We start from the raw sequence: 25,717 nt of genomic DNA on the forward strand, positions 1-25,717 counted from the left end.
CATTAACCCTATTCAGCCATGGTCACTGCATGATCGGCCCTCGGCTTCTCATCGCGCTCGTTGCGCTCGCGCTTCCGGTGGCCCCCGCCTCCGGGGGCGAAGAGTGCCGCCTCTGCTTCGAAGACGAGAAACAGGCCTTCGACGATGGCCGCGTTCCGCTCAAGCTGGAAATCACCAGCGGGTTGCAATTCTCCCGCCTCGCCCTCTCGCGCGATGGCTGGGGCAGCGTCAGCATCGATCCCGCCACCGGCTCGAGAGAGATGGAGGGCAATGTCCAGGATCTCGGTGGGCGCGTGTTCGAAGGCAAGGCGCGGGTCACCGGCGAACCGCTGCGCGCAGTGCGGATCGATCTTCCGCCAAAGGTATGGCTCCGCGCGCCCGACGGATCGAAGGCAGAGCTAATCGACATGCGGACCGATCTCGGTTCCTTCCCCACCCTCGACGCGACCGGCAATCTCGAATTCAAGTTCGGCGGCACGCTGATGGTCAACGGCATGGGTAGTGGCCGACTGCGCGGACGGATCCCGATCGAGGTTTCCTACGCCAATTGAGCCTCTTTGAAGCCGGACTGGCAAGGTTAAGGCAGTTCGCCTATCTTGCACCCATGGGTTTCATGAAAAACGTCAATCCCGTGGGCGCGATCGAGGACTTCAGGGAAGTCTATCGGGTCGCGGGCAAAAACCGCTGGCGCTTCATGGCGCTGGCCGCCGCGATCACCTTCACCCTGTTCGGCGTGATGGCACAGGAACGCGTGCTGATTCCGCCCGAGCGGCCCGAGATCGACATCATCGAAACGCTACCCTCCGATCGCACCGATGCGGAAATCATCGCCGACAACATCGCCCATCAGGAGCAGATGGACCGCTTCGCCGCCGAACAGGCCGAGCGCGACGAAAAGGTGAAGGACGTCTACCGCGCACTTGGCCGCGCGAGCGGGATGGATGTCGATTCGGTCGACGCCGAGGCCAAGGCCGAAGCCGCCCGCGCCGAAGCCGAGCGTGAGGAGCGCCGGCGTATCCTGGCCGAACGGCAGGAAAAAGCCTTCGAGCGGATCGAAGACTGAGCCCGCACCGATGGTGAAGGCCCCGTCCAGCGGCGAATGGCTCGCACAGGCCGCACGCCTCGCTGCCCGCGCCCGCCCGCTGAGCCGCCCCAATCCCGCCGTCGGCGCGGTCATCGTGAACGACGGTGTGCTGGTCGGGCACGGATGGACCCAGCCCGGCGGTCGCCCCCATGCCGAAGCCATGGCGCTCGATGAGGCGAGGGAGAAGGCGCGCGGGGCAACAGCCTATGTCACGCTCGAGCCCTGCGCGCATGACAGCGCACGCGGCCCCGCCTGCGCGAACCTGCTGATCGACGCAGGCGTCGCGCGCGTCGTCGTCGGCGTCGGCGACCCCGATCCGCGCACCGCAGGCAGGGGCATTGCCAAACTCCGCGCTGCCGGGATCGAGGTCGAACTCGTCGACGATCCGGCAAGCCGCGCAAGTCTGTCGGGCTATCTGCTGCAACGCATTGCGGGCCGCCCGCATATCACGCTCAAGCTCGCCATGTCGCTCGACGGGCGAATTGCGCTCACCGACGGGACCAGCCAGTGGATCACCGGCGCACAGGCGCGCGCGCACGGCCACCGCCAGCGCGCGGCGGTCGATGCGATCCTCGTGGGTGGCGAGACGCTGCGTGCCGATTCGCCGTCGCTCGACGTGCGCCTGCCCGGCCTGGAGCACCGCTCACCCGAACGCTGGGTGCTCACACGGGGCGCCGCACCCGAAGGCTGGCACGCGCTGTCCGGCATCGACGATCTCTCGCCGCTAGCGGATATCCAGTACCTCCTCGTCGAAGGCGGCGGCGGGGCGGCGGCGGCGTTCCTCGAACGCGACCTCGTCGATTCGCTGCTGATATACCGCGCCCCGATCATCATCGGCGCGGGGCGCGCGAGCGTCGGCGATCTCGGCCTCACCGATCTCGCCTCGGCCCATGGCCGCTGGCAGCGCAGCGACTGGCGCGCGCTGGGCGACGACATGCTCGAAACCTACACCCGCATCCGCTAGGGCCTGCTCATGTTCACCGGAATCGTCACCGCCATCGGCACCGTCACGAAAAGCGAGGAGCGCGGCGATCTTCGCGTGCGCGTCGCCTGTCCTTACGATCCCGCGACGATCGCGATCGGCGCCTCGATCGCCTGTTCGGGTGCGTGCATGACCGTGGTCGAGAAAGGCGGAGCGGCCGGCGATTCCTGGTTTGCGGTCGACGTGTCGGGCGAAAGCGTCAGCCGCACCGCGCCGGGCATGTGGAACGAAGGGGCACGACTCAACCTCGAAACCGCGCTCAAGCTCGGCGACGAGTTGGGCGGCCATATCGTCACCGGCCATGTCGATGCGGTAGGCGAGGTGGTCGACAGCGAAGACATCGGCGGCTCGACCAAACTCACCATCCGCGCGCCGAAGGACATCGCCGCGTTCATCGCGCCCAAGGGCTCGATCACCGTCGCGGGCGTCTCGCTCACGGTCAACGACGTGACCGACCGCGACGACGGCACCTGCGATTTCACCCTCAACATCATTCCGCACACCGGCGATGTGACCACGCTGGGCGACCTCGCCGAAGGCGACAGCGTGAATCTCGAGATCGACGTGCTCGCGCGGTATCTGAAACGGATGCAGGCGCTGGCGGGGTGAGGATGACCGATCGGAAATGGGCCCCTCTTCGGCTTATGCCGAGCAGGACAATTTCCAGGACGTTCGAGTTTTCGGGCCGGTCGAGCAGGACCGAGCTTTTCGTATATCTTGTCCTGACAAGCCTCTTCCTGTGGCTCCTTTTTTGGGCGTTCGACTGGTTGCTGCCCCAGGATAGCGGCGTCTGGCTGCTTTACCTCGCCATAGATGCGGTGGTGTCGCTGCCCCTTGTTTCATTGCTGTTTCGCCGCGCTCAGGATGCGGGCTTCTCGGGATGGCTATCCCTGCCGGGTGTTCTGCTCTGGATCGTGAGCATCTACGATGGCCTCATCAATCGGCCCATGACCAGCTGGGACGCCTGGGGGATGCCGTGGACACTGATCGGCCTGGCCTCGATTATATGGGTTGTCATTCTGAGCCTGCTGCCGCCACCTCTGGGTGAGAATCGGTTCGGACCGGATCCGCGACTGGCGTAGTATCGAACGGTTTAAACGTTGAGCGGCCCGCGCTCGAAATCCTCGCGGGTCAATTCGTAGACGAGATGCACCACGCGCTTGCCCTGATACCGCTCCAGTTCGTAGCGCTTGCTGCGCACCGCGCCGATCCGTTCGAGCGCATAGCGCGAGCGCCAATTGGTGTCACCAACGCGGAAATCGACGCGAGACACGTAATCATACGCATGGGCCAGCATCATACGCTTGATTGACGTGTTTACGCCCTTCCCCCACTGCCTTCGCTCGAGATAGGTCCAGCCGATTTCGACGCTGCCGCCCTCCTCCTCGTCATAGCCGTCGAAGCGCGAGGAGCCGACGATCCGGTCCTCCTGATCCTTGCGAATCGCGACGAGCGAGCCGCCGCTCGCCAGGCAATCGTCGAAGAAGGGATCGAACACATCGCGCCGCCAGCGATCGTGGATCGGATGCTGTTCCCACACCATCGGATCCGACGCGACGGCATAGAGCGCCTCGCGATCGTCAGCCGTCAGCGGACGCAGGAGAATGCGTTCATTCTCGAGCGTCGGCTGGCGGTCCATCCTGCGCCCGCCCGCCTAGCCGGTGACGTCGGCCAGCGCCGCGATGAAGCGATCGATATTACTCTCATTGAGGCCGGCGATGTTGATACGCCCCGAACCGGCCATGTAGATCCCGTGATCCTTGCGCAGAGCCGCAACCTGATCGGAATCGACCGGCAGCATCGAGAACAAGCCGTTGTGCTCGCCCAGCGGCGTGAGGTCGATCGCACCGGTCGTTCCCGCCTTGGCCAGCGTATCGCGAATCCACCGCAGGCGGCCGCGCATCGCGGTCAGTTCTTCCTTCCACTGCGCCGTGAGATCGGCATCGCGCAGCAGCACCCGCACGGTTGCGCCGCCGTGATCGGGCGGCATCGACCAGTTTGCGCGGGCCAGCGAATTGGCATTGCTGATCGCGCGGTCGAGAATGTCTCGATCGGCCGCCAGCACGTAGAACGCACCCACGCGATCGCGATAGAGGCCGAAATTCTTGTCGCAGCTATAGGTGACCATCGCCTCTGGCACCGCGGCGAGGAACGCGCGCATCCCGGCGACGTCTTCCTCCAGCCCTTCGCCGAGGCCCTGATAGGCGATATCGAGCACGGGAACGAGCTGGGCGGCTTTCGAAAGCTCGGCAATCCGCTCCCACTGTTCGACCGTATAATCGATCCCGGTGGGATTGTGGCTCGATCCGTGCAGCAGCAGCACGTCGCCCGGCTGCGCCTTTTCGATCGCCGCTTCGAGCGCGCCGAAATCGGTGGTCGCGGCATCGGCAGCATGATCGAAGCCAATGATGTCGAGCCCGATATCCTTGGCGATCTGGCGATGGTTGGGCCAGCTCGGCTCGCCCAGCACCACGGATTTGCCGCCCGCCGCCTGCGCCAGCGCGAATGCCAGTCGGACCGCGCCGGTGCCACCGGGCGTCTGCATCCCTGCGATGCGACCGCCACGGGTCGGATCATCGTCGCCGAAGATATACGGCATCAGCCCGTTGACGAAGCCGCTATCGCCTTCGGGGCCGAGATAGGACTTGCTGTCCTGCGTCTCGTGCAGCTTTTCCTCGGCGGCCTTGATCGCGCGGAAGACGGGGGTGCGCCCTTCCTCGTCGCGATAGACGCCGACGCCGAGGTCGATCTTGTCCTCGCGCGGGTCGTCGTTGAACATTTTGATCAGCGCCAGCAGCGCATCGGGGGCCTGGGGGTCGAGACGTTCGAGCATGGGCGCGCTATGCCGCCCCGCGCGCGCTCCTGCAAGCGTCGTGCGGCCTCAGAACGGCAGCCAGCTCTGCTTTTCGCTCAGTTTGAGGTAGCCGGCATTCACGCCGGCGCGCAGCCCCGCCCCCACCCGGATCGGGATCAGCACGATATCACCCTTGCGCAGATAACTCGCGGTCAGTCCGCCGACGAAATAGAGCTGGCCCTCAGCGGCGGGGAAGCGGGTGTAGAGATCCTGCGTGTCGTAAAGGTTGTAGACCAGCACGAAGGTGCTGCCGGCATTGGCTCCGGCGTCGAAGCCGATCGACGGCCCCGTCCAGTAGACCGGGCGCTTGCCCTCGACCTTGTGATAGAGCGTGCCCGAGCCATAGCGCAGCCCGACGATGAAGGCGCCGCTGCCTTCGCGACCGATGATATAGCCGTTGGGGCGTCCCTGGTCCTTGAGGATGCGCTCGATCAACCCGGCGACTTCCTGCGCGCCGTCGCCGAACACGTCGCTCGCCGCACCGATCAGATCGTCCTGCTGGTAGGTCCCGTCATCGACCGGATCGGCCGGTGCGGTGCCGGGCACCGGGTTGGCGGAAGGATCGGGAGACGGCGCGTCCTGCGCTTGGGTGGGATATTCGTTTTGCCAGGTATCGATCTCCGACGGTGCAGGCGGCACCGAATCGGCTTCGGGTCCGACAGGCTGGGCGCTCGGGGTGGAGCTCGGCGTCTGTTGCGGGTCGCTCGCGGGTGCATCGGTTGGCTCGCCCTGGAGATCTCCATCGATCGCGGCATCGGGATCGACATCCTGCACCTGCGCGATCGCCGGACTGGCGACGAGCGAAAGCGCCCCGGCCAATGCCAGCCACATGCCGCCGATCGTGCGCGACTTCTCTCTTTTCGCCATTTCAAAAACCCCTCGGACGCGATCCTGCGATCAAAAAGCTGAGTCCCGATGTGGAACAGCGGCAAGTAACCCGCGATGAACCGAATCCGATTCGCGGCGAAACGAGTCGCAAACGCCCCTTGAGGCGAGCGAAACCCGCCGCTATAGCGCGCCCTCGCCTGTCCGGGGCGACAACCGATCGGACATGCGGAGACGTGGGTGAGTGGCTGAAACCAGTCCCCTGCTAAGGGACCATACCGTTTATAGCGGTATCGAGGGTTCGAATCCCTCCGTCTCCGCCACCGGCCATGCTTCCCAAACTTGTGCGAACCGCGGCGGACTGTGAAAAGTCCGGGCTGTCCGCACTTTATCGTTTTGACCTGTCCATGACAGCCCACCGCAGAACGTGGCAGAAGCTGTAGAAGGTCGAGCGTGAGAACAGCATAATCTCGCTGAACTAGGAGTTGGGTGGTTTCGGCAAGTCTTTTGCCGAAAACGATCTGCATCTCGTTGTTACCGGCATCGGCGAAAATTTCCAGAGCGGCGAAATAGATCGGATGATCTCTAGCTATAATGGGAGAGCAGAGCATCCGTCCCAATGATCCTGTCTGTGGGCGGCAGCTTTTACCTTAGAGCTTCATGCGTTCCGGAAGGTTAAGAAATGCCTCGAACATTCATACCTTGGTTGGATTTCATCAATTCGACGCTTCCTCGGAAATCCGATCCTGCAATTTGCTTCGGCACGAGAGTACAAAACGCCTCCTTCAGCAGGAAATGCATCGCTCGCCGAGCCGCGCTCTATGGAAGAACCCCGTTCGATAAAGTGTCGCCGTTTAGGGGAAGCCGCTCTTTCGCGGCGCTGTTTGGTACCACGATTTCTCTATCGCTCGGTGCATGCGCGGGAGGTGGAGTCACCTCAATACCTCCCCCACCATCCGCAGTGATATCCCCAACACCAACACCAACACCAACGCCAACACCGACTCCAACGCCGCCCCCACCGCCAGCCGCACCCAGCTCGTGGGCGGGCTCTGGTGTTCCTTCGTTTAGCGAGGTGTCTCAGCGCTCGGCGCAGGATGACATCGAATACCGCGAGAATTACGTAGCTGCGGAGTTGGTCAACGCGTTCTACGCGATCGACAATGGCTGGGACGGGAGCGGTGTTCTGGTCGGAGTTCTCGATGAAGGAGTCGAGGAAACCTCCGCGCTCGAGGGGCAGATTTCGTCGCTGAGCCGGGACTTCGGAGGCATCATCGAGGATGGTGTGCGAACGCCGCATTCGTCCTTGGGAGGGCGGAATTCCAGCCACGGCACTCAGGTCGCTTCGATCATCGCTGCTCGCAATGACGGGACAGGAACGCAAGGCCTGGCGCCCGGTGCCTCCATCGTGGTTTTGCGAAGCGATGTGCAAGACCTCGACACCGGGGCGGCCACGGTCGGTTTCAACGGGCACGATGCGCTGCGGTACGCTGGCGAGAACGGCGTACTGATCGTCAACCGTTCGCTCAGCAAGGCAAACCCCAACATCTCGAACAGGCTGATGCAGGACGCCGTCAACGACTACCGGCAAATGGGTGGGTTGGTGATCAACGCCGCGGGCAACAGCAGCGGTGCAAATCCCAACGACGCGATCGATCTGACGCCCGAGAACGCGGAGGGATGGCTGTTCGTTGTCGCGATCGATCCGAATAGCTCGGATTATGCACTAGCCGGTTATTCCAATCGTTGCGGGGCCGCTATGAGCAGGTGCGTTACGGGCGTGGGAACCAGCGTTACGACCGATGCCTCAGGCAATATCGCAAAATTCTCCGGGACGAGCGCTGCAGCTCCTCAAGTCTCGGCGCTGGCTGCACTCATTCTCCAGAAATGGCCGCAATTGACAGGCGTGGATGCGGGGAACGTCATTCTCTCAACGGCGCGCGATATTGGGGAGGAGGGCGTGGACCCGATCTACGGCCACGGCCTCATCGACGTGTACGCCGCGCTTTCGCCGGTGAACCCGACCCTGTCGAACGGCACCATGGCAAGCACCGTTGGGCTCAGTTCCATGGTCCTACCGATTGCGATAGGAGAAGGAGCCGACAGCTTGCTGGCGGCTGCGGTTTCCGACGTTACGCTGATCGATTCATTCGGCCGGAACTATCAGGCCGATCTATCAGGCTTTATACAACGTGTCGGCGCGCCGGGTGGCCTCTTGGGTAGCCAACTCGACACGATGATAAATGCTAGGCGCGCGACATTTCGAGGAGGCTCTGCGGCCGTGCAAGTCGGCTATCTGGCAGGGTGGATGTCTCCTTTCTCGTCGCGCACGGGTAGTGTGCTCACAGACGCCCGGATTTCTGTTCCTCTGCAATTCGCGCCCGGTACCATTGCGGCGGACTTCCAAACCAAACAGCATGTCGATGACACCGCGCTCGGTTACGCCGTGCCCACCGAAGTGCTGGACGCCTATCTGCCCCAAGGAGGGGTAAGTTTGTCCTATCACCGGCCGGTGGGAGAATTTAGGTTCGGCGTTTCCGCTCGATCAGACCTCTCAGGCGACGCCGCGGCAAAGGCCATCCAAGCCTCGCTGGGCCGGGATGGGACGCTGCTCGAAGTCGGCCTTCTGTTGGAGCAGGGCTCGCTGTTCGGCACCGTTACTGGATCCGGCTTGTTACGGTTCGGGAAGGGCGCGCGAACCATTTTTACACAGGTGTCAAGCGAAGCTTCCATCGGCAATTGGCTCATGGAAGCGTATGGGAGCATTGGAACCACTCGAATATCGCTCGGGCCCGAGTCCATCTTCACCGATGCAAGTGCTATCGGGACTGGCCGATTCGGTATTAACCTCAGTCGCGAACTGCTTGGCGGACGATTCCGGATCGGCTTGTCGCAACCGCTCGTGGCACTTTCGGGCTCCGGCTCTGTCACGGTTGGGTCAAGCTACGATCTTGCCAGCCGCTCCCTTCGCCACACCTCACGCCAGATCGACTTTTCGGGCAGGATCTCCCCGCGCATTGCAGTGGGCTATGAAAACGCCGGCCCGCGCTCGAGTGCCCGCCTTGGGATTTCGATAAGACCTGACAGGAACGAGCATTCCGTGCTCGCTAGTTGGCGTTTGCGCCTTCACTAGCCGAGCGGTCACTGAGACGTCTTAAGAGTCGACATGATCCAAAGGCAATCGATGAAAATCCAGACTAGGCGGCGTCAGCTTTCGCAGAACTGGGTACAAAGAGAGCCTTTCAAAGGGACCCTGGGGATCAGCTGCGGGGATGCAGCCGAGCTCTTCATCACAGCTTTTGCGTGCAAGACCTTTTTATCAAACAATGCATGACAAAGCGGACCGCAACGTCGAGCGCTGCGGTCCGCAAAGTGCGACCCTCTAGGAGCATCTGGGATCAGAAGCTGAAGCCTGCCCCGGCGCTCACGCCGCCCTTTCCTCTACTATCCAGTGTCGCCCCGGCTTTCACCACGCCACGCCCATCGTCGAAGGTCGTCGACATGCCGATCGCAAAGGCCGTCTCGCCGCGATAATGAGCGACGCCGCCGCCGAACATCGATCGACCAGCGCTGATGGTCTGCGGAATGCTCGATACAGCCATCGCGCTGGCGGTCCCCCCCGCAGCATCCCGTCCGAGTTCGCTTAAATCGAAGTCGAGCTGTGCGATATCAGCCTGCAGGTCGTTAAAGCGAAGATCGGTATAGGCCCGCGAATCTGCCATTGCCGAGGCCAGACCACTTTGTAGCTGGCCAAGATTGACTGCATCGGTGCTGCTTGTTCCTGCAGCGACATTGTGAAGTGCAACCGGGGCAGTCGCGTCGGCACCAACCAGTGCGACGTCGTTGGTTAACGTTCCGCCATTGCTGACGGTCGGATTGTCCGGGTCAGAATACTGAACCGCCACCGTGGTGCTGCCCGCCAGATTGTTGTTGATGGCTGCGATATTTGCAGTGTTCTCGTCGATATCGTTGCGATTGCGTGCAACTTCAACGTTGGTCGCAGCGAGTTGCGCGCCATTCACCGCCTCGGTGGACCCCGCTGCAAGTGTCCCCGCCGCCACGTTGGTCAGCGTAACCGGATCGCTGCCCGCTCCAATCAGCGCTGCCGTGTTGGTCGGCACATCGGCGGCCACAGTCGGGTCGGTATCCGAAACGTAGCCTAGCGGAACGTTGGCGAGCTCATTCTGCACCAGCGTGATCTGGGTGGAATTGTTGGTAACCCGCGTGTCGATATCGGTGACCGCCGTGTTCAAGGTGCCGATGTCCCCCTCGTTCACGGTTACGCGACCATCGAGATTGGCGATGTCGCCGTCGTTGGTGGTAACGCGCGTATCGAGACTGGCTATGGCCCCTTCGTTGGTCGTGACGCGCCCGTCGAGGCTGTCAATAGCGTCGCCATTGGCTGCGACCGCCTGATTTGTTGCGAACAGCTGAGCGCCATTCACGGCATCGGTGGAAGTCGCACTGATCTCTCCATCGGCCACGTTCGACACGGTTGTACCTCCAGCGCCATCCAGCGTCAGCGATGTGCGCGACGCATCGTCGTAGAGCACGGCCAGCGCGTTGCCACTGCTTCCGTCTCCGAGCGACGCGATCGCATCGGCGTTGGCCTGGATAGCATCCGTGTTGGTATCAACCTGCTGATTTGTAGCGAACAACTGGCTCCCATTGACCGCTTGCGTAGAGCCCGCAGTCAGTTCGCCGGCCGCCACATTGTTGAGGGTTACGGTGCCGGGGGTGGCACCGATCAATGCCGCGCTGTTGGTCGGAGTGGTGCTGGCGACAGTGGGGTCGCTATCGCTCACATATCCGACAGGCACGTTGGCGACCGACGTTTGCAGTGCCGCGATATCCGTCGTGTTTTGTGTCACGCGCACATCAATGGCGGCTACGGAGTCATCGATATCGATGATACTCTCAGCATTGATCCTGACCCGGTCATCGAGACCGTCGATATCGGCAGTATTGTTCGCCACCTGCTGATTGGTCGCGAACAATTGCGATCCATTGACCGCGTCCGTCGAGGTGCCGGACAGCGTTCCATCCGCAACATTGGTGAGGGTCGTTCCGTCCGCGCCGGCGAGCGTCACACTCGTCTGCGCTGCACCGTCGTACTGCACGCCGTTGCCCAGCTCCGATTGGAGGGCTGCGACCGCGCCCTGAACCTGGCCAACGGTCGCGGCGTCTGTCGCCTCCGTACCCGGCGCGACATTCGTGATCTGTCGCAGGCTTCCCGGCGCACCGACGGAAACTGTACCGATCGAGGTGTAGGTGCCCGCCAGGCCCGGAGCGGAATAGCCGATCAGGGCTCCCCTATCGGCCAGCGCGCCATTGCCCAACGCTACGCTGTTTGCGGCAGTTGCGTTGGCGTTGGTGCCGATCGCTATGGCACCGGTGGCTCCGGCCGCAGTGCTGGCATTGTTGCCAAAAGCGATGGCGTCGAGTTCACCGGCCGAGGCGGCCTGCCCGTCGCCCAGACCGGTGATCTGGTTGCCGCCGATGGAAATGCCTGCCTCGTTGTTCATAGCATAGCCGTCGGCCGTCAGGTTACATTCGGAGTCCGCGGCGAGCAGCGTCCCGCTGGTATCTGCCACACGCAGCGCAATTGGATCACCATCGGCATAGGCTTGCAACGTGTCTGCCGCACCAAGGTTTACGTCATCGAGCGTGAGCAATGGTGCCCCCACGATCGAGACGCTGAGCAACGCGTCGTATAATGCCTCCAGCGCCTCGGCTGTGGGGACCACAGCATCGCCAACTATGTCGGTAACCGCCGACGGCTCGAGGCTGATACCGGTGCAGACATCAACTACTGGCTGCAATTCCTGAGCCTGCGCCGGAGTGGATAGCAGGGCCGCGCTCCCAGCTGTCGCGACCGCAGCTGTCGCCAATAGGTTGATACGCAAACGGGTACTTGTGCATTGAGCCATAGTGCTTTGAATCCTCTCTCTATTCCCGGTCTTCGATTTACGATCGCCGATGAGAGGGAAAGCTATCTGCGCCGAGTTAAGCGAATACGAGGAATCTGAAAAAGCGAATTACACAAAATGTGTGGCTCCTCCTGATTGGTGTCAAACCCATCGTCCCCCTACGTTTTCTGCGCCATTCCACTCGCAAGCCAGGAAATAATCACGCTAGCTTTGCAGCTGGGACACCGCTGCAACGACCCGAATACTGGCAAAAATTACGCAAATTGCAGAATTTCGGCGGTCTGGTGGACAATATCTTAGGATTTGGTTCTTATGCTCGTGTGAGGCCCTTGGGCTAAGTGCCCCAAGGGAAAGCATTCCGATACGGGAGGCGAATATGGAGTCCGAAGGCGCAGAACGGAACCAGAGCGAACATAGTCGTCGTGGCGGGCCCGAGGATTTACACGGTATGCCCGAGCCCGAAGCAGCGAAAGACGTTGCGGTGCCAGCGGCGAACTTCGTCAGGGGGTTTGCGAGGTGGTGCGACAAAGCTCTCACAAAACCTGTGTTCGTTACCAAACATGGCCGAATCACCCATGCGTTGATCAATATTGACCGGTACGCGGAGATGAACGAGGAGCTCCCTGTCGAGACACATGACAGAGAGGCCAATCCGTTCGAACTTGCGGAATGGATCGATGAGGCGGTCATCATTTGCGATAACGATCTAATTATCGAATCGATGAACCGCATCGCCTCAGCAACTTGCGGGATATCCGCTTCGCAGTGCGTCGGCCGAAGGCTCTACGATTGCCTGCCCAAATTGCGTGGCACGCTATTCGACGTTCATCTGATGCGAACGGTTGAAGCGAACGAGTCGACATCGGCAGATATCCCGTCACCTTTACGCGAGGAAGGCTGGCTGCGATTGCAGAGCTTCCCGCTTCACGGGCGCAATGTGCTCATGTTTCGGGACATAACCGAAGAGGTGAAACGGCACCGCTTGGCCGACGTCAAAGCTGCCTTGATAGAAGCAATGTCGGTTCATAACGCGATCGGCTATGTGCGCGTCGACGTAAGCGGACTGATCGAACGGGTAGACGAACCGTTTTGCGACCTTCTGGGGCTCCCGACAAAGCGGCTTCTGGGAGCAAGGCTGATCGATCTTATCACCCGGGAGAACCGGGTGGCTTTCAAAGCCCAACTGCAAGAGGCCATGGCAGGAAACGGAGCGCGCCGACTTACCTCGCGGTTCATTTCAAATAGTGGCGAAACCGAGGATCTGGTAGCTGCGATCGTGCAATTGCGAGGCGCGTATGGGGCTGAAGGCGCCGTGATCCTACTTACGCCGGTGCATATAGATTTAATCCACGGTGCCGATCAAGAAACGGCGCGTAAATAACGGGCTTCCAAATTCCCCTCCCTTTGATCCTGGAGGGCATTTTGGAGGGAGAATCGAGCCTCATAAAGTGGAATCCGCTGGAAATATTGGGGGATCGCTGCCGCGCATATCATCGCCACTACATCGATGCCCGATGTCAGGACGACGCGATGGCATCGCCAGCAAAGAGGATCCGTCATACGATCCTGGCAAGCGGTAGCGTATCAAAATCCCAATATCTGCAGATATGCACGGAAAAAACCTCTATTATTCTATTGCCCTTTGCTCTCGCGCGCGCCTGACCGATCGCGTTGTTGCTGCACGCCAGTGAATGACGCTCGCCGTTTCGAGTGCCGAGGGACGAGACGTTACGAGGCGCCCGCGGATTGCTGAATCGCGGCCCATGATGAAGGTCACTCTTAATGGTTCGGAAACCTCCACTCTATACCCATCGAGAAGCACCAAGCTTTGGAAATCCCATGGAAGATCGTGAACAGAAGCGCCTGCAGACGCTCCACGGATACCGCCTGCTCGACACCCTGCCGGAGCCGGAGTTCGACGATATCGTAAGGCGCGCCGCCGAACGGTTCGACACCCCGATCGCGCTTATGTCGCTGGTCGACGCCGACAGGCAATGGTTCAAGGCGAAAGTCGGTTTGGATGTCGAAGAAACACCGCGCTCTGTCGCATTTTGCGCTTACACCATCCAGGGCGACGACGTGATGGTCGTGGAGGACGCCACCCAGGACGAGCGCTTCAGTCGCAATCCCCTGGTTCTCGATGATCCCTCGATCCGCTTCTATGCGGGCGCTCCGGTCACCGGAGAAGGCGGGCAGAAACTGGGCACGATCTGTGTCATCGATCGCAAGCCAAGGCATGATTTCAGCGAGACTGATATGGAAGCCCTGGCCAAGCTGTCCGCAGAGGTCAGCCGGATTCTCGCTTCGACAAAAGAGATGGCGTCATCCGGATAGCATATGAGTGGAAGCGCATATTTTCGTGAAAACGGAGTTAGAGGTTCGAGACGACCGAGCGGGCTGCTGGCCAAGCTCCCGGTCCGGATCCTTGGGCTTGCGCTGGGATATGCAGTTCTGGGCTGGGCTGGTCAGCAGCTGGCACCACCGCCCGGCTTCGCCTCGTTGATCTGGCCTGCGGCGGGACTCGCCATCGCAGCCATCGCAGCCTGGGGCTACCGGGTCTGGCCGGGTGTCTTCCTGGGTGCCTTTCTGGTCAACGCCCTGGCGGTCAGCTCGGTCGTCTTTCCCCCTGACGCAACCGTCTTGCTGAATGCAACGGTCATTGCGACCGGATCCACGCTGCAAGCAGTTCTCGGCGGGTATTGGATAAGAAGTCGTGCAGGCTTTCCGCTGAAGCTCGCAGGCCCGAGCGAGACGATGCGGCTCGTTCTGCTCGTCGCTCCGCTGACCTGTCTTGTCGGTGCGACCTTCGGAACGAGCGCGCTTTTTGCGACCGGGGTCGTGGCGCAGAGCAGTCTGTTGAGCTTCTGGCTGCACTGGTGGGCAGGCGACACGGGCGGTGTGCTGCTTATCGTCCCGCTCCTGTTGCTCGCGCCCTGGAACCACGGAACGGTGCGGTGGCGGGGAGAGGCAATTTCGCCTTTCTCGACGCTCGCATTCATCGCCATCCTGATCCTGCTATGCGCGACACTGGCGGCGTGGCGACTGAATATGCAGGCGGCTTTCGAACGCAGCCAGGCGTCTTTCGAATCGCTGGCGACCGACAGCGAGCAGGCACTCGATCATCGTCTGCAGTCCTACCGGCAGGCGCTCGACGGCGGCGCGGCGCTTTTCGAGGTATCCGACGGGGTCACGCTGGGGAAATGGCAAGTCTACACCTCGGTTCTCGACCTGGCACAAACACTTCCCGGCATCAGTGGTATCGGGTTCATCGAACCCGTTCGCGCGGGTGACGAACCGGCCTTCCTCGAAAGCCTCGCTGCGAGGGGGCTGGACGATTTCGACATTCGTCCACTGACCGACCGGGGCGAGAAATTCGTTATCGTTGCCATCGAGCCAAAAGCGGACAACCTCGCTGCCGTCGGCCTCGACATTGCGTTCGAGGAAAATCGCAGAAATGCGGCAAGCAACGCGCGCGACACCGGGCGGGCCACGATTACGAAGCGCATTCTTCTCGTTCAAGACGAGACGGAAAGCCCCGGATTTCTCTTGCTGCGCCCCTTCTACAAAGCGGGAATGCCGACAACTACCGTAGAGGAACGCCGTGCGGCTTTCGAGGGGTGGATCTATGCTCCCTTCATCGGCCCGCGTTTCATGACCGGCCTGACGCCCAGTCAGGGAGAACTGTTCGAAATCTCTGTCTATGACGGAGCGCGGCCCGATCCTGACAATCTGATTTTCAGCAGTTCCGAAGCAGGCGGCGGCCAAGCGTCTCCCGACTTTACGGTCGAGCGCACGTTCAAGGTGATGGAGCAGACCTGGACCGTCGTGTGGACCAGCACGCCGGCGTTCGAACGTGGGATGGTGACGAGTGCGGCCAACCTCATACTGGTTTCCGGCCTGATGTTGACGATCATCTTTGCCGCACTTCTGCTCGGCGGCTCACGTCGCGAAGCCTATGTCAGGACGCAAGTCGACCAACGCACTCGCGAGCTTGAGGAGACCGTGGCCGCGCTTGGTGAAAGCGAACGGCGATTCGGCGATCTCGCCGGCCTCTCTCCGGCAGGCATCTTCCGCACCGATCCATACGGTTTCTGCACCTATGTCAACGAAGCCTGGCTCGGCGAAACAGGACTGAGTGCGTCGCAGGCGATGGGGGCTGGCTGGCTCGATGCGGTGCATCCCGATCACCGGCAGGCTGTAAAGCAGGAATGGCTCGCGATTGTCGCAGCGGAAAAGCGTTGGCGTAGCGAACTGCAATTCGTGAATTCGGATGGCACGCCGAGGTGGATCGACCTGATCGCGGCGCCGCGGATCGCCTCCGATGGCGAGATGCAGGGCTTCATCGGTGTCGCGATCGACGTCACCGAACAAAAACTGGCGGTCGATGCGCTGAAGGAAAGCGAAAAGCGGTTCCAGTCGCTCGCGAGTTCTTCGCCAGCAGGCATTTTCCGCACGGATGCGGACGGGGTCCTCAATTACGTCAACCCCGCGTGGTCCTTGATGGCAGGCCTTCCCGAGCAGGAAGCACTCGGGGCTGGCTGGAGCAAGGCCGTCTATCCAGACGATCTTGACGGGCTTGCGCAGGCATGGGCTGCAGCGGTCGAGAAAGGCGAACCATTCCGCGGCGAGTTCCGCTGGCTTCATCAGGACGGTTCGATCGTCTGGTGCGATGCCGTGGCCCAACCCGTTTCGGACGACGAAGGAATTGTAAGCGGCTATATCGGCGTCGTGATCGACGTCAGCGACCGCAAGCGCTTCGAGAAAGAAATCGCCGAGCGTGACAATCAGCTGGCACTGTTGGCGGAAAACGCAACAGACGCCGTGTTCCGCGTCGCGCTCGACGGGACGTGTCTTTATGCTTCTCCGTCGGCGCAAGACGTGCTTGGCGCGCCTAGCGAGAATTTGATCGGCACCAATGCCCTCGATGGCTTGCACCCGGACGACGAGGAACGCGTGGCGTCCTTGTTCGACAAGCTGCGATCGGGACGAATCGAGCAGATCGTAGTGGCCTACCGGTGGCGATTGACGGACGAGGAGGAATATCGCTGGCTTGAGGCCAATGCGGGCCTGGTCAAGGAGGACGAGAGCGATGCGGCGAAAGAAGTTTCGGTCTCCATCCGCGACATCGGCGACCGTAAGAAAATGGAGCTGGATCTCGTCGCCGCCCGCCAGACGGCAGAAACCGCAGCAGCGGCCAAGGCCACCTTCCTCGCCAATATGAGTCACGAAATTCGCACGCCGATGAATGGAGTGGTCGGCTTCACCGAATTGCTGCTGGCTGGCGAACTGTCGCCTGACCAACGCGAGAAAGCGCAGCTCATCGGCGAATCTGGCCGTGCGATGATGCAGATCCTCAACGATATTCTCGATATTTCCAAGATCGATGCCGGCCAGATGAAGATCGTCCGCGAACCGATCGACCTGCGTCACAAACTCAACTCGGCCATTAAGCTGCTTGAGCCTTCTGCCCTCCAGAAGGGTCTCGATTTCGAACTCGTGGTTGCAGACGACGTGCCCTCGAGGGTGATGGCCGATCCGCTCAGGCTGCGGCAGATCCTTACCAATCTGGTCGGCAATGCGATCAAATTCACTTCGGACGGGATGGTCAGGTGCCGTGTCTCGGTCGAGCCGGGGCTGAATGATCAGGATACGCTGTGTATTGCAGTTGAGGATTCAGGGATCGGCATACCTGCGGACCGGCTCGAAGCCATTTTTCGCGAATTCAGCCAGGCCGATGAATCCACCGCTCGCATATTCGGCGGGACAGGACTTGGCCTCACGATCAGCAACGAGCTGGCGAAGATGATGGACGGCGAATTGGTGGTCAGCAGCGAGCAGGGCCATGGTTCGGTATTCACCCTGCGGCTCCCGCTGCTGCGGGCCGAGGCCACTCAGGTGGCATTGGACACCGAGCTATCCGGCGAGCGGGAACTGGCTTTCGCCAGGCCGCCGCGCATTCTTGTGGCGGAAGACCATGACATCAACCAGGCGCTCATCCTTTCGATGGCCAGCCGCATCGGGCTCGCATTCGACATTGCCGCAAATGGTGAGGAAACGGTGCGGATAGTGACGGATGCGCGAGAAGCCGGCAAGCCTTACGATCTGGTCCTAATGGACGTCCAGATGCCTATCATGGACGGTCTGGAAGCCACGCGGTCGTTGCGTGAAGCCGGCATCAGCGGGAAGGAAATGCCGATCCTGGCACAGACCGCGAATGCCTATAGCGACGACGTCGAGCGGTGCCTTGCCGCCGGAATGCAGGGTCATCTGGCCAAGCCGATCCGTATGCGCAGCTTGAAAGCCGCCATCAAGGAGTGGCTGCCGGAAGAAATCTTCAGCGACTCAAACGCCACATCGGCGAAGATAACTCCGCCCGATCCGGGAGAGGCATTGGCAAAACGGTATGCCGAGCGGCGCGACAAGACTCTGGATGCACTCCATGGGCTGGATGCGACGAGCGCGATCGACCGGGGCGAAGTCGAAGCGGTCGCAATGATGCTGCATCAATTGGCGGGCTCGGCAGGAATGTTCGGCGAGGCGGAGCTAGGCGAAGCCGCAAGGGCGCAGCAGAAAGCCATGCTCGAGGCTGAGGGAGATGCCATCAGCGATGCCGTTCGCAAGGCCCAGCAGGCTTTCTCGGCGTTGAGATGATGAATACTGCCCGCGACCTCTCGCGCGCCAACACTTCAGCCGTTGAAGCCCACACGTGGCACGGCCGACCAGCCCTTCTCGCCGCGGAAGTAACGCTTTATGCCGATGAGGCGGAATACCAGATTGACCTGTCGGTATCCGAAGTTCTCGACCACCGCCGCAACCGCGATACGCGCAAGATCGCGCGCGTTCGGAGTACGGCGAAGCTGCGTTTCTTCCAGCGCGAGGGTCCCGACACTCAGCCCTGTGCCGAATACGAAAGTGAGAAACAGATAGGCCAGCGCCGCTTCGCCTGACAGGACACCGAGCAGGTAAGCAGCGGGGAATACGATGTAGCCGATAAGTTCGGCTGGTGGCCCCAATACGTCCTCCAGCACGATCTGTGGCATCATCAGTATTCCGATACGTCCGTAGCGCGGGTTGAACAGCATCGACCGGTGGCGGTTGAGCGTCTCGAGCGCCCCCTGCTGCCAACGGGCCCGCTGGTTGCGTAACCCGCCCAGGGTCGCCGGGGCTTCGGTCCAGCACACGATCTCGGGCACAAAGTCGAACGAGTACGGAACCTGCTTGTCCCGCAGATAGCGATGGAGGTGAATCATGAGTTCCAGATCTTCGCCAATCGTATCATGATGATAGCCGCCAATCTCCACGAGCACATCGCGCCGGAAAAGGCCGAACGCACCTGAAATCAGCGTCAGCGCATCGAAGTGCGCGTTCGCGACCCGAGCGGTCAGAAACGCGCGCAGATACTCGACCACCTGGAAGCGCGGAATCCACGCCTTGGGCACGCCGATCTTGCGCAGCGAGCCGCCCTTGACGTCGCAGCCGTTCGCAATCCGGATCGCACCGCCTACCGCGACAAGCGAACCGTCATCACTCAGAAAAGGTTCGGCAGAGCGCAGCAGGCCATCCGGTTCGATGATGGAATCGGCGTCGATGATGCAAACCAGCGGCGTTCTGGCAAAGCCCAACCCTGCATTGACCGCATCGGCTTTGCGTCCGTTTTCCTTGTCGATCACGATCAGGTTCGGATGCGTCGTTGAGCGGTACGTCCCGACAATCTTCGTGACCTGCAGTTCTGCCACTTGCGGGAGATTGGCAGGTTTCATCGCAAACGCCCGGATAAGAATATCCAGCGTCGCGTCGGTAGAGCCGTCGTTTATGACGATCACTTCATGTTCCGGGTATTCGAGGCCCAGCAGAGCTCTGACACTCTCGATGATCGACAATTCTTCATTATAAGCAGGTGCGAGGACCGAGATGGGCGGCGCCACATCGGAATAGCGGGCCCAAAGATCGATCGAGCGGGCCGCAGGCGGAACTCGGGTCTTGAAAACATACGCCGCGACGATCAGCTGCACCACGCTCACCAGATTGCGCAAAGCCACGATGAGAAAACACCCCCAAGCGAGCCACAAGACCACCGACGACAAGGTGATAGCCCAAGGATCGGACATCAGCTCGCCTCCGTGCGAGAGGTGATCGGGGTTAATTTTCTCAGCGCCTCTTCGACGTGCATCCGCACCCAGCTGGAAGTATCGCTTTCGAGCTCTCGCAACCGATCGATCGCGCGGACAAGGCCCAGGGCTCCGCATACCTGCGCCGCCGAAGCACGAACGCGCGGTTCACGATCTCCCAATCGCTCGATAACCCACTCGCCCCTTCCTGCATGACCCAGGCGGCCCACGGCGAGTAGTGCGGCCTCGCGCACGGCGAGGTCTTCATCGCGGCTGGCCTCTACCAGCTTGTCCACCATTTCGAGCTTCCCGCTCCAGCCAAGCGCGTCGAGGAGAACAACGCGCAGGTCCACCGGAAGATCTGTCGCGAGCAAGTGTGCGAATTGCGCCGCATCGCGCGGTGCAATTGAACGCAAAATAGCCTTGTGGAGTGGCAAGGGTTTGAGGCTTCTCAGCTCGAGCAGCGAAATCGTATCGCGCACCGACGGCAGGCGACCGAGGCTCGCGAGCGCGCCGGCGGCTTCGACACGGATTTCCGGCACCGGATCGTTCGCCATCACCCCGGTGAGAGAGGCAACGCACTGATGGCTTCCAAACTGTTCCAGCACCCGGATCGCGCTCCGGCGAGTGGCGGTATTCCGACTCTTTACACGGGTAAGCGCCGTTTGAAACAGGCCGTCGGCCTCGGCAATATCGAGCAAGCGCTCTTTGTCTCCACCTCGGAGCAGATGGAGCAGATGCGACACCGACTGAAGGCGCAAAGCAGGTGACCAGGCTCTGGGTGCCACGTCCACCGAGGCCTCCGTATTGACCTCGGTTGCGCGTGCCAGATAGTGTCTGGTGATCTCGCGCTGGACCGTCTTCAGGCGACTGGCCATCCTCTCGGTACGCCAGCGCCCAAAAAGCAGCCACGCCATGTAAAGGCACATGCCAAGCGCGATCGCTGTAGAGAAAAAGATGATCGCCTGGACCATCTAGCCACCAAACCGCCAACTCAAACCAAGCGCCATCCCTTTACGCGTATAGCTCTGCCGTCGCTCTTCGTATTCTCCGACCAGCGTTAGGGCCAATCGCTGGGTAAGTGGCAGGGCAACCCCACCGAACACGCCTCGGACCTGTCGCGTAATGCCCGCTTCGGTATCCGGATAGACCGCCGCGCCGGCAAATAGCGACGGGCCTGTCGCAAGCCGGTAATCGGCTCGCACGGTCGCACCAATTCTGGCATCGTCCCGCTCTTGGAAAAGTACGATCGCGCGCGCGGTCAGGTCGAGATCGCCGGTTGGAGAAACGCGTAGCGCAGGCTGAAGCGACGTGACCGAAGTTGCCGCATATTCCGAATGGCGCACATCCAGCAGGGCCGTAACATTGTCCCCCAGCGTTAGCGCACCCCCGGCAGACACGCTCCATTCTTCACGGAAATCGGCAGATGGCGTGACCGCTCCCGCCAGATAGATCGTGCCTCCTCCGACCCGGTGGTCCATCCGCAAAGCCAGTCGTGTATCCGAGCCGGCGCGCACCTCGTGCTGGACAGATAGGGCCAGCGTGTTTGCGCCAACCTGTCCGAAGGCATCCATGCCGAGGGACTTCCAGGTATTGCTGGTACCACTTTCGAGTTCGATGCGCGACGCCCCAACCGCCAGCCCCACGCCAAAGCGTCGCGGTGGTTGCAACGTGCTGTCGATGGAGCGAAGAACCTGCCCGAGTTCGGGATAGTCTGGATCCTGGGCAGCGACCTCCTCCGCTTGTTGCCGCGCTTCGTGAGGTCGATCAATCCACAAAAGGATACGCGCGCGGGCAAGCCGGATATCGTTGTCTTGCGGAGCAAGCTGCAAGGCGCGATCGATTGTCCTGAGAGCGCCTGGCAGATCCTCGGATGCGGCCTGCGCGCTGGCAAGTCGCCTCAGCAGGTCGGCATCCTCGGGTGCGGTGTCCGACGCTTGTTCGAGAATTTCGACCGCGCGCTCGGGATCGCCCGAGGCCAGCGCTTCGCTGGCCTGCTCGCGAGCATCCTCCTGCGCAAAGGCGGGGGTGGCGTATAATGCCAGTGCGGCGAGGATGGCGGCCCTGCTAGCCATCGGACGAGGCCGCAGACGCAAGCAGCTTCTCCACCCGGGCAAGCAACTCTTCCGGAATGAATGGCTTGGTCATGTATTCGCTGGCGCCGCCTCGTAGCGCACCGACGATGTCCTCTTGGCCATTGCGTGCTGTCAGCATGAGTACGGGAATTTTCGCAAACCGTTCTTCAGCCCTTAGGGTGCGCAGGACTTCGGGGCCGGACAAGATCGGCATCATGGAATCCAGCACGATCAGATCGGGTGTGCGGGCTCGCGTCTGCTCCAGTGCGGCCTCGCCGTCTTCGGCGATCTGAACCTCGTGACCAGACCCTTCGAGCCGGAACTGTACCAGTTCGGCCAGGATGTCGTCGTCGTCCGCGACCAGTATGTAAGCCATGATTTTCCTCGTGTTACGATGCATTTTAGATGGCGATTAGAAACAAGCGGTTAAGGCTTCCATGCGACTGTTATCCCGCAGGAGATTGACGGTATCGACAGCCCTAAACCCGATTCCGGGTCGTCGACTGAAAATGCGCACCTGCTGCAAGCTCGACGGCGGCGCAATCCGGCGCTTTACCGGAGCAGGACATTGCCTCGGCGACGAATAGGCGCAATGCTGTAGGTCCCGATACGGAGATTGCCGATGGTCGGAGAAATGGCTGATCTTCCAGCCGAAATGCAGATAGACCTGTTGTCTCGCCGTCTTGCACGCGCTGAAAGGGCGCTCGAGGACGCCGAGACGATGCTCGACAAGCGCATGCGCGAGCTCAGCCGCGCCAATGTGGAGCTGCGCGAGCGCGAAGGCGAGCTTGTGGAGCGGCTCGATATCGAAAATCAGCAGCTCCTGAGTGCGCAGCGCCTCGCAGAGTTGGCGACGATCTACGTCGAGCCGGATCGCCATTTCACTGCGTCGGCCAGCTTCGCGGTACTCCTGGGCTATCCCGAGGGGACGATCGTCAGCAAGAAGCGGCTGGGGCAAGCGATCCATCCGCTGGACCGCGAGCGTTTCAGGGCTGTCGCGAAAAACGCTTTTGCCTCGCTGGAGCCGGACAGGGATCACTCCTTCCAGCACCGCATCCGGCGTCCGGATGGGGAGGTGCGCTGGCTCGATTGGCACGTCCGGCGAGAGAGTGCCGGCGCCGAAGACCAGTTCGTGGTTTTTGCCACGGTGCGAGATGTGACGGAAAGCCGGATCAATGCCCGCCGCGTTCGGGCTCTGCAATTGCGCGCCGAGCGTCGCGTGAAAGAACTCGACCGACTTACCGACGCGCTGCGCCAGGCTCAGGCGGAGACAGCGGTCGCTCTGGATAGGCGGAACCGCTTCATCTCCGAGATGGCTCACCGCGTTCGCACTCCGATGGGCGGGCTGACCGGCGCCATGGAATTGCTTGTGCAACGATATCCCGGCGACGAGCTGGCCAAGAGGGGACTGGAGGCGGCGGACAGTCTGGCGGCGATCGCCGACCAGCTGATTACGATGGCGGACGAAACCGGGACAAGGAAGACAGAAGACTGTCTGGTTCCGCCCAGCCTTCCACCCGGCGAAGTCGCTGCGCTCCGCGCGGCGGACGGCAAAGCCCCAAGGATACTGCTGGCCGAGGACACCGAGAGCAATGCTTTCGTCATCACCCAGCTCGTCGAGATGCTGGGAGGAGAGGTCACTGCGGTCACCAATGGGCGCGACGCGGTCGATGCCGTCCGTGATGGCCACTTCGACGCGGTGCTGATGGATGTGATGATGCCGATCATGAGCGGCGAAGAGGCAACCCTCGCCATCAGGGCGCTGCCCGGTCCGGAAGCACGAGTTCCGATCGTGGGCATCAGCGCTCACAGTCTGCAGGCCGAACGGGAGAGCTTGCTGACTGCGGGAATGTCGCAATGCCTCGTCAAACCGATCAGGCGCGATGCGCTCAATGCCGCCTTGCGCGCCGCTTTGGCTGCCGACGGAGCGGAGGAAGGGGAAATGTTCGATCTCGAGGTCTTCCTCGAAGCATTCCTGGTCCTGCCGGAATCCTTCCGTGAAAAAATGCTCGAAGCGTTTCGAAAGGATCTTCGCACGAACGGCGAAGAACTGGCCAATGCGATCATGGCCGGCGATGATAAACGGACGGGCCGGCTTGCACACAGTCTCAAGGGTATCTGCCTCAACGTGGGCGCTGTCGCGATGGTGGATCAGCTCGCCCAGATTCGAAACGCCCCGGTCGATCAGCGCGAGAGCATGCTCGCCCCTTTGAGGGAGAAGATCGCCGCAAGCCTGATGGCCTGCGACGACCTTTATGGTGAGCACGTGGCGCATGCTCAGTAAGCCCCCCGTCCCGAAGCGACGGCCGGAACCGTACGCAGCAGCAGCGAAAGATCGGTCAGGAAGCCACGCTGGCGCAGATAGGCGCAATCCATCGCCACTTGGCGCTTGAACGGAATCTCGGCGCGTCCGCTCACCTGCCAGATGCAGGTGATGCCCGGCTTGCCACCCAGCCGCCGCCAGCTCTGCCCAACATAGGTCGCTACCTCGGAGGGCAGCGCGGGGCGCGGGCCAACCAGCGACATCTCGCCCGTCAGCACGTTGATGAGCTGCGGCAATTCGTCGATCGAGGTGCGCCGGATAAACCGCCCCACTCGGGTGATGCGCGGGTCCTCTTTCATCTTAAAGCATGTCCCGTCGCGCTCCGAATGGGCGAGCAGGGCTGCGCGCCGCGCTTCGGCATCGTTGTACATTGAGCGAAACTTGATCATGCTGAAGTTGCGTCCGCGCTCACCAATACGGGTTTGGCGAAAAAAGACAGGGCCGCGATCCTCGATCTTGATTGCAAGGGCCACTGCGAGAAACACCGGGAAGAGGGCAACAAGCGCCATCAACGCTATCGTCATGTCGATCGCACGCTTGTTCATCGCGGATGCTTTGTCGAGCAGACCACCGGACTCCAACGCGTGCTGGGCGGCGTGGGCCATGAAGACCCCATTTCCCACGATATAACGCTTGGCGAGGCGACGGGGCTCCATTGCCAGGCGCCACGCCCACTCGCAGCCTATGGCGCGAACCATCCTTGGCGCGCGGGGGATACGGCCCGAATAATAGTCGAACAGGCCACCGACCCCGAGGATCACGGGTATGTCGATGCGATGGCGATTCTCGGCGATCCACTTCTCCTGTAGCGGAACGCCGAAACCGACGAACAGGATCGACGCACCGGAGCGATTGATGCGCTCGATCAGTGCGTTTTCCTCCTCAGCATCAAAATATCCGTGCCAGGTTCCCGCAATATCGATCTGCGGAAAGCTGCGCGCGGCCCATGCTGCAGCGCCGTCCGCCACCCCATGTTCGCCGCCCAGCAGGAAGATCGCCTGGCCGCTGTATTCCGCGAATTCGCAGATGTGCGGAAACAGATCGGTACCGTTGAGATTCTCGCCCAGCTTGACGCCGGCCATGCGTGCAGCAAGCGACATGCCGCTGCCATCGGGCAGGATGCGGTCGCTGGTGGCGAGTGCCCGACGATATTCGTCATCCTTGGAAAGAGTGTTCACGCAATGCGCGTTGACGAAGTTCACGACCGTCGATTGCTTACGGGCGGCGCGTGACACGATCTCGCGTGCCGTATCTTCCAAGGTGCCTTTGACGAGGGTCTGGCCGAACAGTTCGACGGTCGGCTGCGCCTCGGCGGCGTTGATGCGCTGCATGAACGCAGCGAAATCGTAGCTGGTGAATTCGCTTGTCGGATTATGTTTCATGAGGCCTTCCTTCTTTTGGGCAGCCTCCACTCAGCAAATGCCGTGCCAAATTTATAAAACGCAATATTTACAAGCTCTTGAGCCATACGTTGATCGTCAGCCCCAGCGTTATCGGACCACGTTTCGCAACTTGCGTGAGCCCGTTTTCGCAGAT

Annotated in this window: 19 protein-coding genes and 1 tRNA gene; 11 read left to right on the forward strand and 9 right to left on the reverse strand. The window is 61.4% G+C overall.

Going from position 1 to position 25,717, the window contains the following annotated elements; genetic code table 11:
* Positions 1–29 precede the first annotated feature (29 nt).
* From GRI68_RS09290 to GRI68_RS09310, 5 genes are read left to right on the forward strand one after another with little or no spacing between them, the layout of a single operon-like run.
* Positions 30–551, forward strand: a complete 522-nt coding sequence (locus GRI68_RS09290) for a DUF4402 domain-containing protein (protein ID WP_160616990.1) — start codon at positions 30–32, stop codon at positions 549–551.
* Between the two features lie 53 nt (positions 552–604).
* A complete protein-coding gene (locus GRI68_RS09295; RefSeq protein ID WP_160616991.1) occupies positions 605–1,063 on the forward strand; it encodes a hypothetical protein in 459 nt (152 codons plus the stop codon).
* 10 nt (positions 1,064–1,073) lie between these two features.
* Positions 1,074–2,048, forward strand: coding sequence for a bifunctional diaminohydroxyphosphoribosylaminopyrimidine deaminase/5-amino-6-(5-phosphoribosylamino)uracil reductase RibD (gene ribD / locus GRI68_RS09300; protein WP_160616992.1), 975 nt, complete (start codon positions 1,074–1,076; stop codon positions 2,046–2,048).
* Positions 2,049–2,057: 9 nt separating this feature from the next.
* Positions 2,058–2,675, forward strand: a complete 618-nt coding sequence (locus tag GRI68_RS09305) for a riboflavin synthase (protein WP_160616993.1) — start codon at positions 2,058–2,060, stop codon at positions 2,673–2,675.
* Positions 2,676–2,677: 2 nt separating this feature from the next.
* Positions 2,678–3,148, forward strand: a complete 471-nt coding sequence (locus GRI68_RS09310) for a DUF805 domain-containing protein (protein ID WP_160616994.1) — start codon at positions 2,678–2,680, stop codon at positions 3,146–3,148.
* Between the two features lie 11 nt (positions 3,149–3,159).
* Here GRI68_RS09310 and GRI68_RS09315 read toward each other — a convergent pair whose 3' ends face one another.
* The 3 genes from GRI68_RS09315 to GRI68_RS09325 are packed head-to-tail and all read right to left on the reverse strand — an operon-like array spanning position 3,160 to position 5,787.
* Positions 3,160–3,705, reverse strand: a complete 546-nt coding sequence (locus GRI68_RS09315) for a GNAT family N-acetyltransferase (protein ID WP_160616995.1) — start codon at positions 3,703–3,705, stop codon at positions 3,160–3,162.
* 15 nt (positions 3,706–3,720) lie between these two features.
* Entirely contained in the window at positions 3,721–4,899 is a 1,179-nt protein-coding gene (locus GRI68_RS09320; protein WP_160616996.1) for an amino acid aminotransferase, read from the reverse strand.
* 48 nt (positions 4,900–4,947) lie between these two features.
* Positions 4,948–5,787, reverse strand: a complete 840-nt coding sequence (locus GRI68_RS09325; RefSeq protein ID WP_234028759.1) for an EipA family protein — start codon at positions 5,785–5,787, stop codon at positions 4,948–4,950.
* A 188-nt stretch (positions 5,788–5,975) separates the two neighbouring features.
* Here GRI68_RS09325 and GRI68_RS09330 point away from each other — a divergent pair.
* Together GRI68_RS09330 and GRI68_RS09335 are read left to right on the forward strand one after the other, a co-directional pair.
* Positions 5,976–6,068 (forward strand) — tRNA-Ser (locus GRI68_RS09330).
* 752 nt (positions 6,069–6,820) lie between these two features.
* Entirely contained in the window at positions 6,821–8,878 is a 2,058-nt protein-coding gene (locus GRI68_RS09335; RefSeq protein WP_160616997.1) for a S8 family peptidase, read from the forward strand.
* 265 nt (positions 8,879–9,143) lie between these two features.
* On the opposite strand, the gene GRI68_RS09340 is transcribed toward GRI68_RS09335, so the two are convergent.
* Positions 9,144–11,651 carry a YadA family autotransporter adhesin gene (locus GRI68_RS09340; protein WP_160616998.1) on the reverse strand — a complete coding sequence of 836 codons (2,508 nt, stop codon included), beginning with the start codon at positions 11,649–11,651 and terminating at the stop codon, positions 9,144–9,146.
* Positions 11,652–12,051: 400 nt separating this feature from the next.
* Here GRI68_RS09340 and GRI68_RS09345 point away from each other — a divergent pair, with 400 nt between their 5' ends.
* The 3 genes from GRI68_RS09345 to GRI68_RS09355 all read left to right on the forward strand — a co-directional run bounded on the left by GRI68_RS09345 (position 12,052) and on the right by GRI68_RS09355 (position 18,326).
* The gene (locus GRI68_RS09345; RefSeq protein WP_160616999.1) at positions 12,052–13,056 is read left to right on the forward strand and encodes a PAS domain-containing protein; all 1,005 of its coding nucleotides are present in this window, start codon (positions 12,052–12,054) and stop codon (positions 13,054–13,056) included.
* Positions 13,057–13,514: 458 nt separating this feature from the next.
* The gene (locus GRI68_RS09350) at positions 13,515–14,009 is read left to right on the forward strand and encodes a GAF domain-containing protein (protein ID WP_160617000.1); all 495 of its coding nucleotides are present in this window, start codon (positions 13,515–13,517) and stop codon (positions 14,007–14,009) included.
* Between the two features lie 3 nt (positions 14,010–14,012).
* Positions 14,013–18,326 carry a PAS domain S-box protein gene (locus GRI68_RS09355; protein ID WP_160617001.1) on the forward strand — a complete coding sequence of 1,438 codons (4,314 nt, stop codon included), beginning with the start codon at positions 14,013–14,015 and terminating at the stop codon, positions 18,324–18,326.
* A gap of 35 nt (positions 18,327–18,361) precedes the next feature.
* On the opposite strand, the gene GRI68_RS09360 is transcribed toward GRI68_RS09355, so the two are convergent.
* The 4 genes from GRI68_RS09360 to GRI68_RS09375 are packed head-to-tail and all read right to left on the reverse strand — an operon-like array spanning position 18,362 to position 22,234.
* On the reverse strand, positions 18,362–19,783 hold the full coding sequence (locus GRI68_RS09360) for a glycosyltransferase family 2 protein (protein ID WP_199799741.1): 1,422 nt from the start codon (positions 19,781–19,783) through the stop codon (positions 18,362–18,364).
* A complete protein-coding gene (locus GRI68_RS09365; RefSeq protein WP_160617002.1) occupies positions 19,783–20,757 on the reverse strand; it encodes a HEAT repeat domain-containing protein in 975 nt (324 codons plus the stop codon). The genes GRI68_RS09360 and GRI68_RS09365 overlap by 1 nt, the downstream gene beginning before the upstream one ends.
* Complete coding sequence (locus GRI68_RS09370; protein WP_160617003.1) at positions 20,758–21,858, reverse strand: YaiO family outer membrane beta-barrel protein; 1,101 nt, start codon at positions 21,856–21,858, stop codon at positions 20,758–20,760.
* Complete coding sequence (locus tag GRI68_RS09375) at positions 21,851–22,234, reverse strand: response regulator transcription factor (RefSeq protein WP_160617004.1); 384 nt, start codon at positions 22,232–22,234, stop codon at positions 21,851–21,853. Before GRI68_RS09375 ends, GRI68_RS09370 begins: the two co-directional genes overlap by 8 nt.
* Before the next feature lie 258 nt (positions 22,235–22,492).
* Between GRI68_RS09375 and GRI68_RS09380 the strand changes: the two genes are divergently transcribed.
* A complete protein-coding gene (locus GRI68_RS09380) occupies positions 22,493–24,142 on the forward strand; it encodes a response regulator (protein WP_234028761.1) in 1,650 nt (549 codons plus the stop codon).
* Here the strand turns inward: GRI68_RS09380 and GRI68_RS09385 are convergent.
* Complete coding sequence (locus GRI68_RS09385; RefSeq protein ID WP_234028762.1) at positions 24,136–25,512, reverse strand: WecB/TagA/CpsF family glycosyltransferase; 1,377 nt, start codon at positions 25,510–25,512, stop codon at positions 24,136–24,138. The genes GRI68_RS09380 and GRI68_RS09385 overlap by 7 nt on opposite strands.
* Positions 25,513–25,717 lie beyond the last annotated feature (205 nt).

It is taken from the genome of Alteriqipengyuania halimionae (genome assembly GCF_009827575.1).
GTDB classification, from domain to species: Bacteria; Pseudomonadota; Alphaproteobacteria; order Sphingomonadales; family Sphingomonadaceae; genus Alteriqipengyuania_A; species Alteriqipengyuania_A halimionae.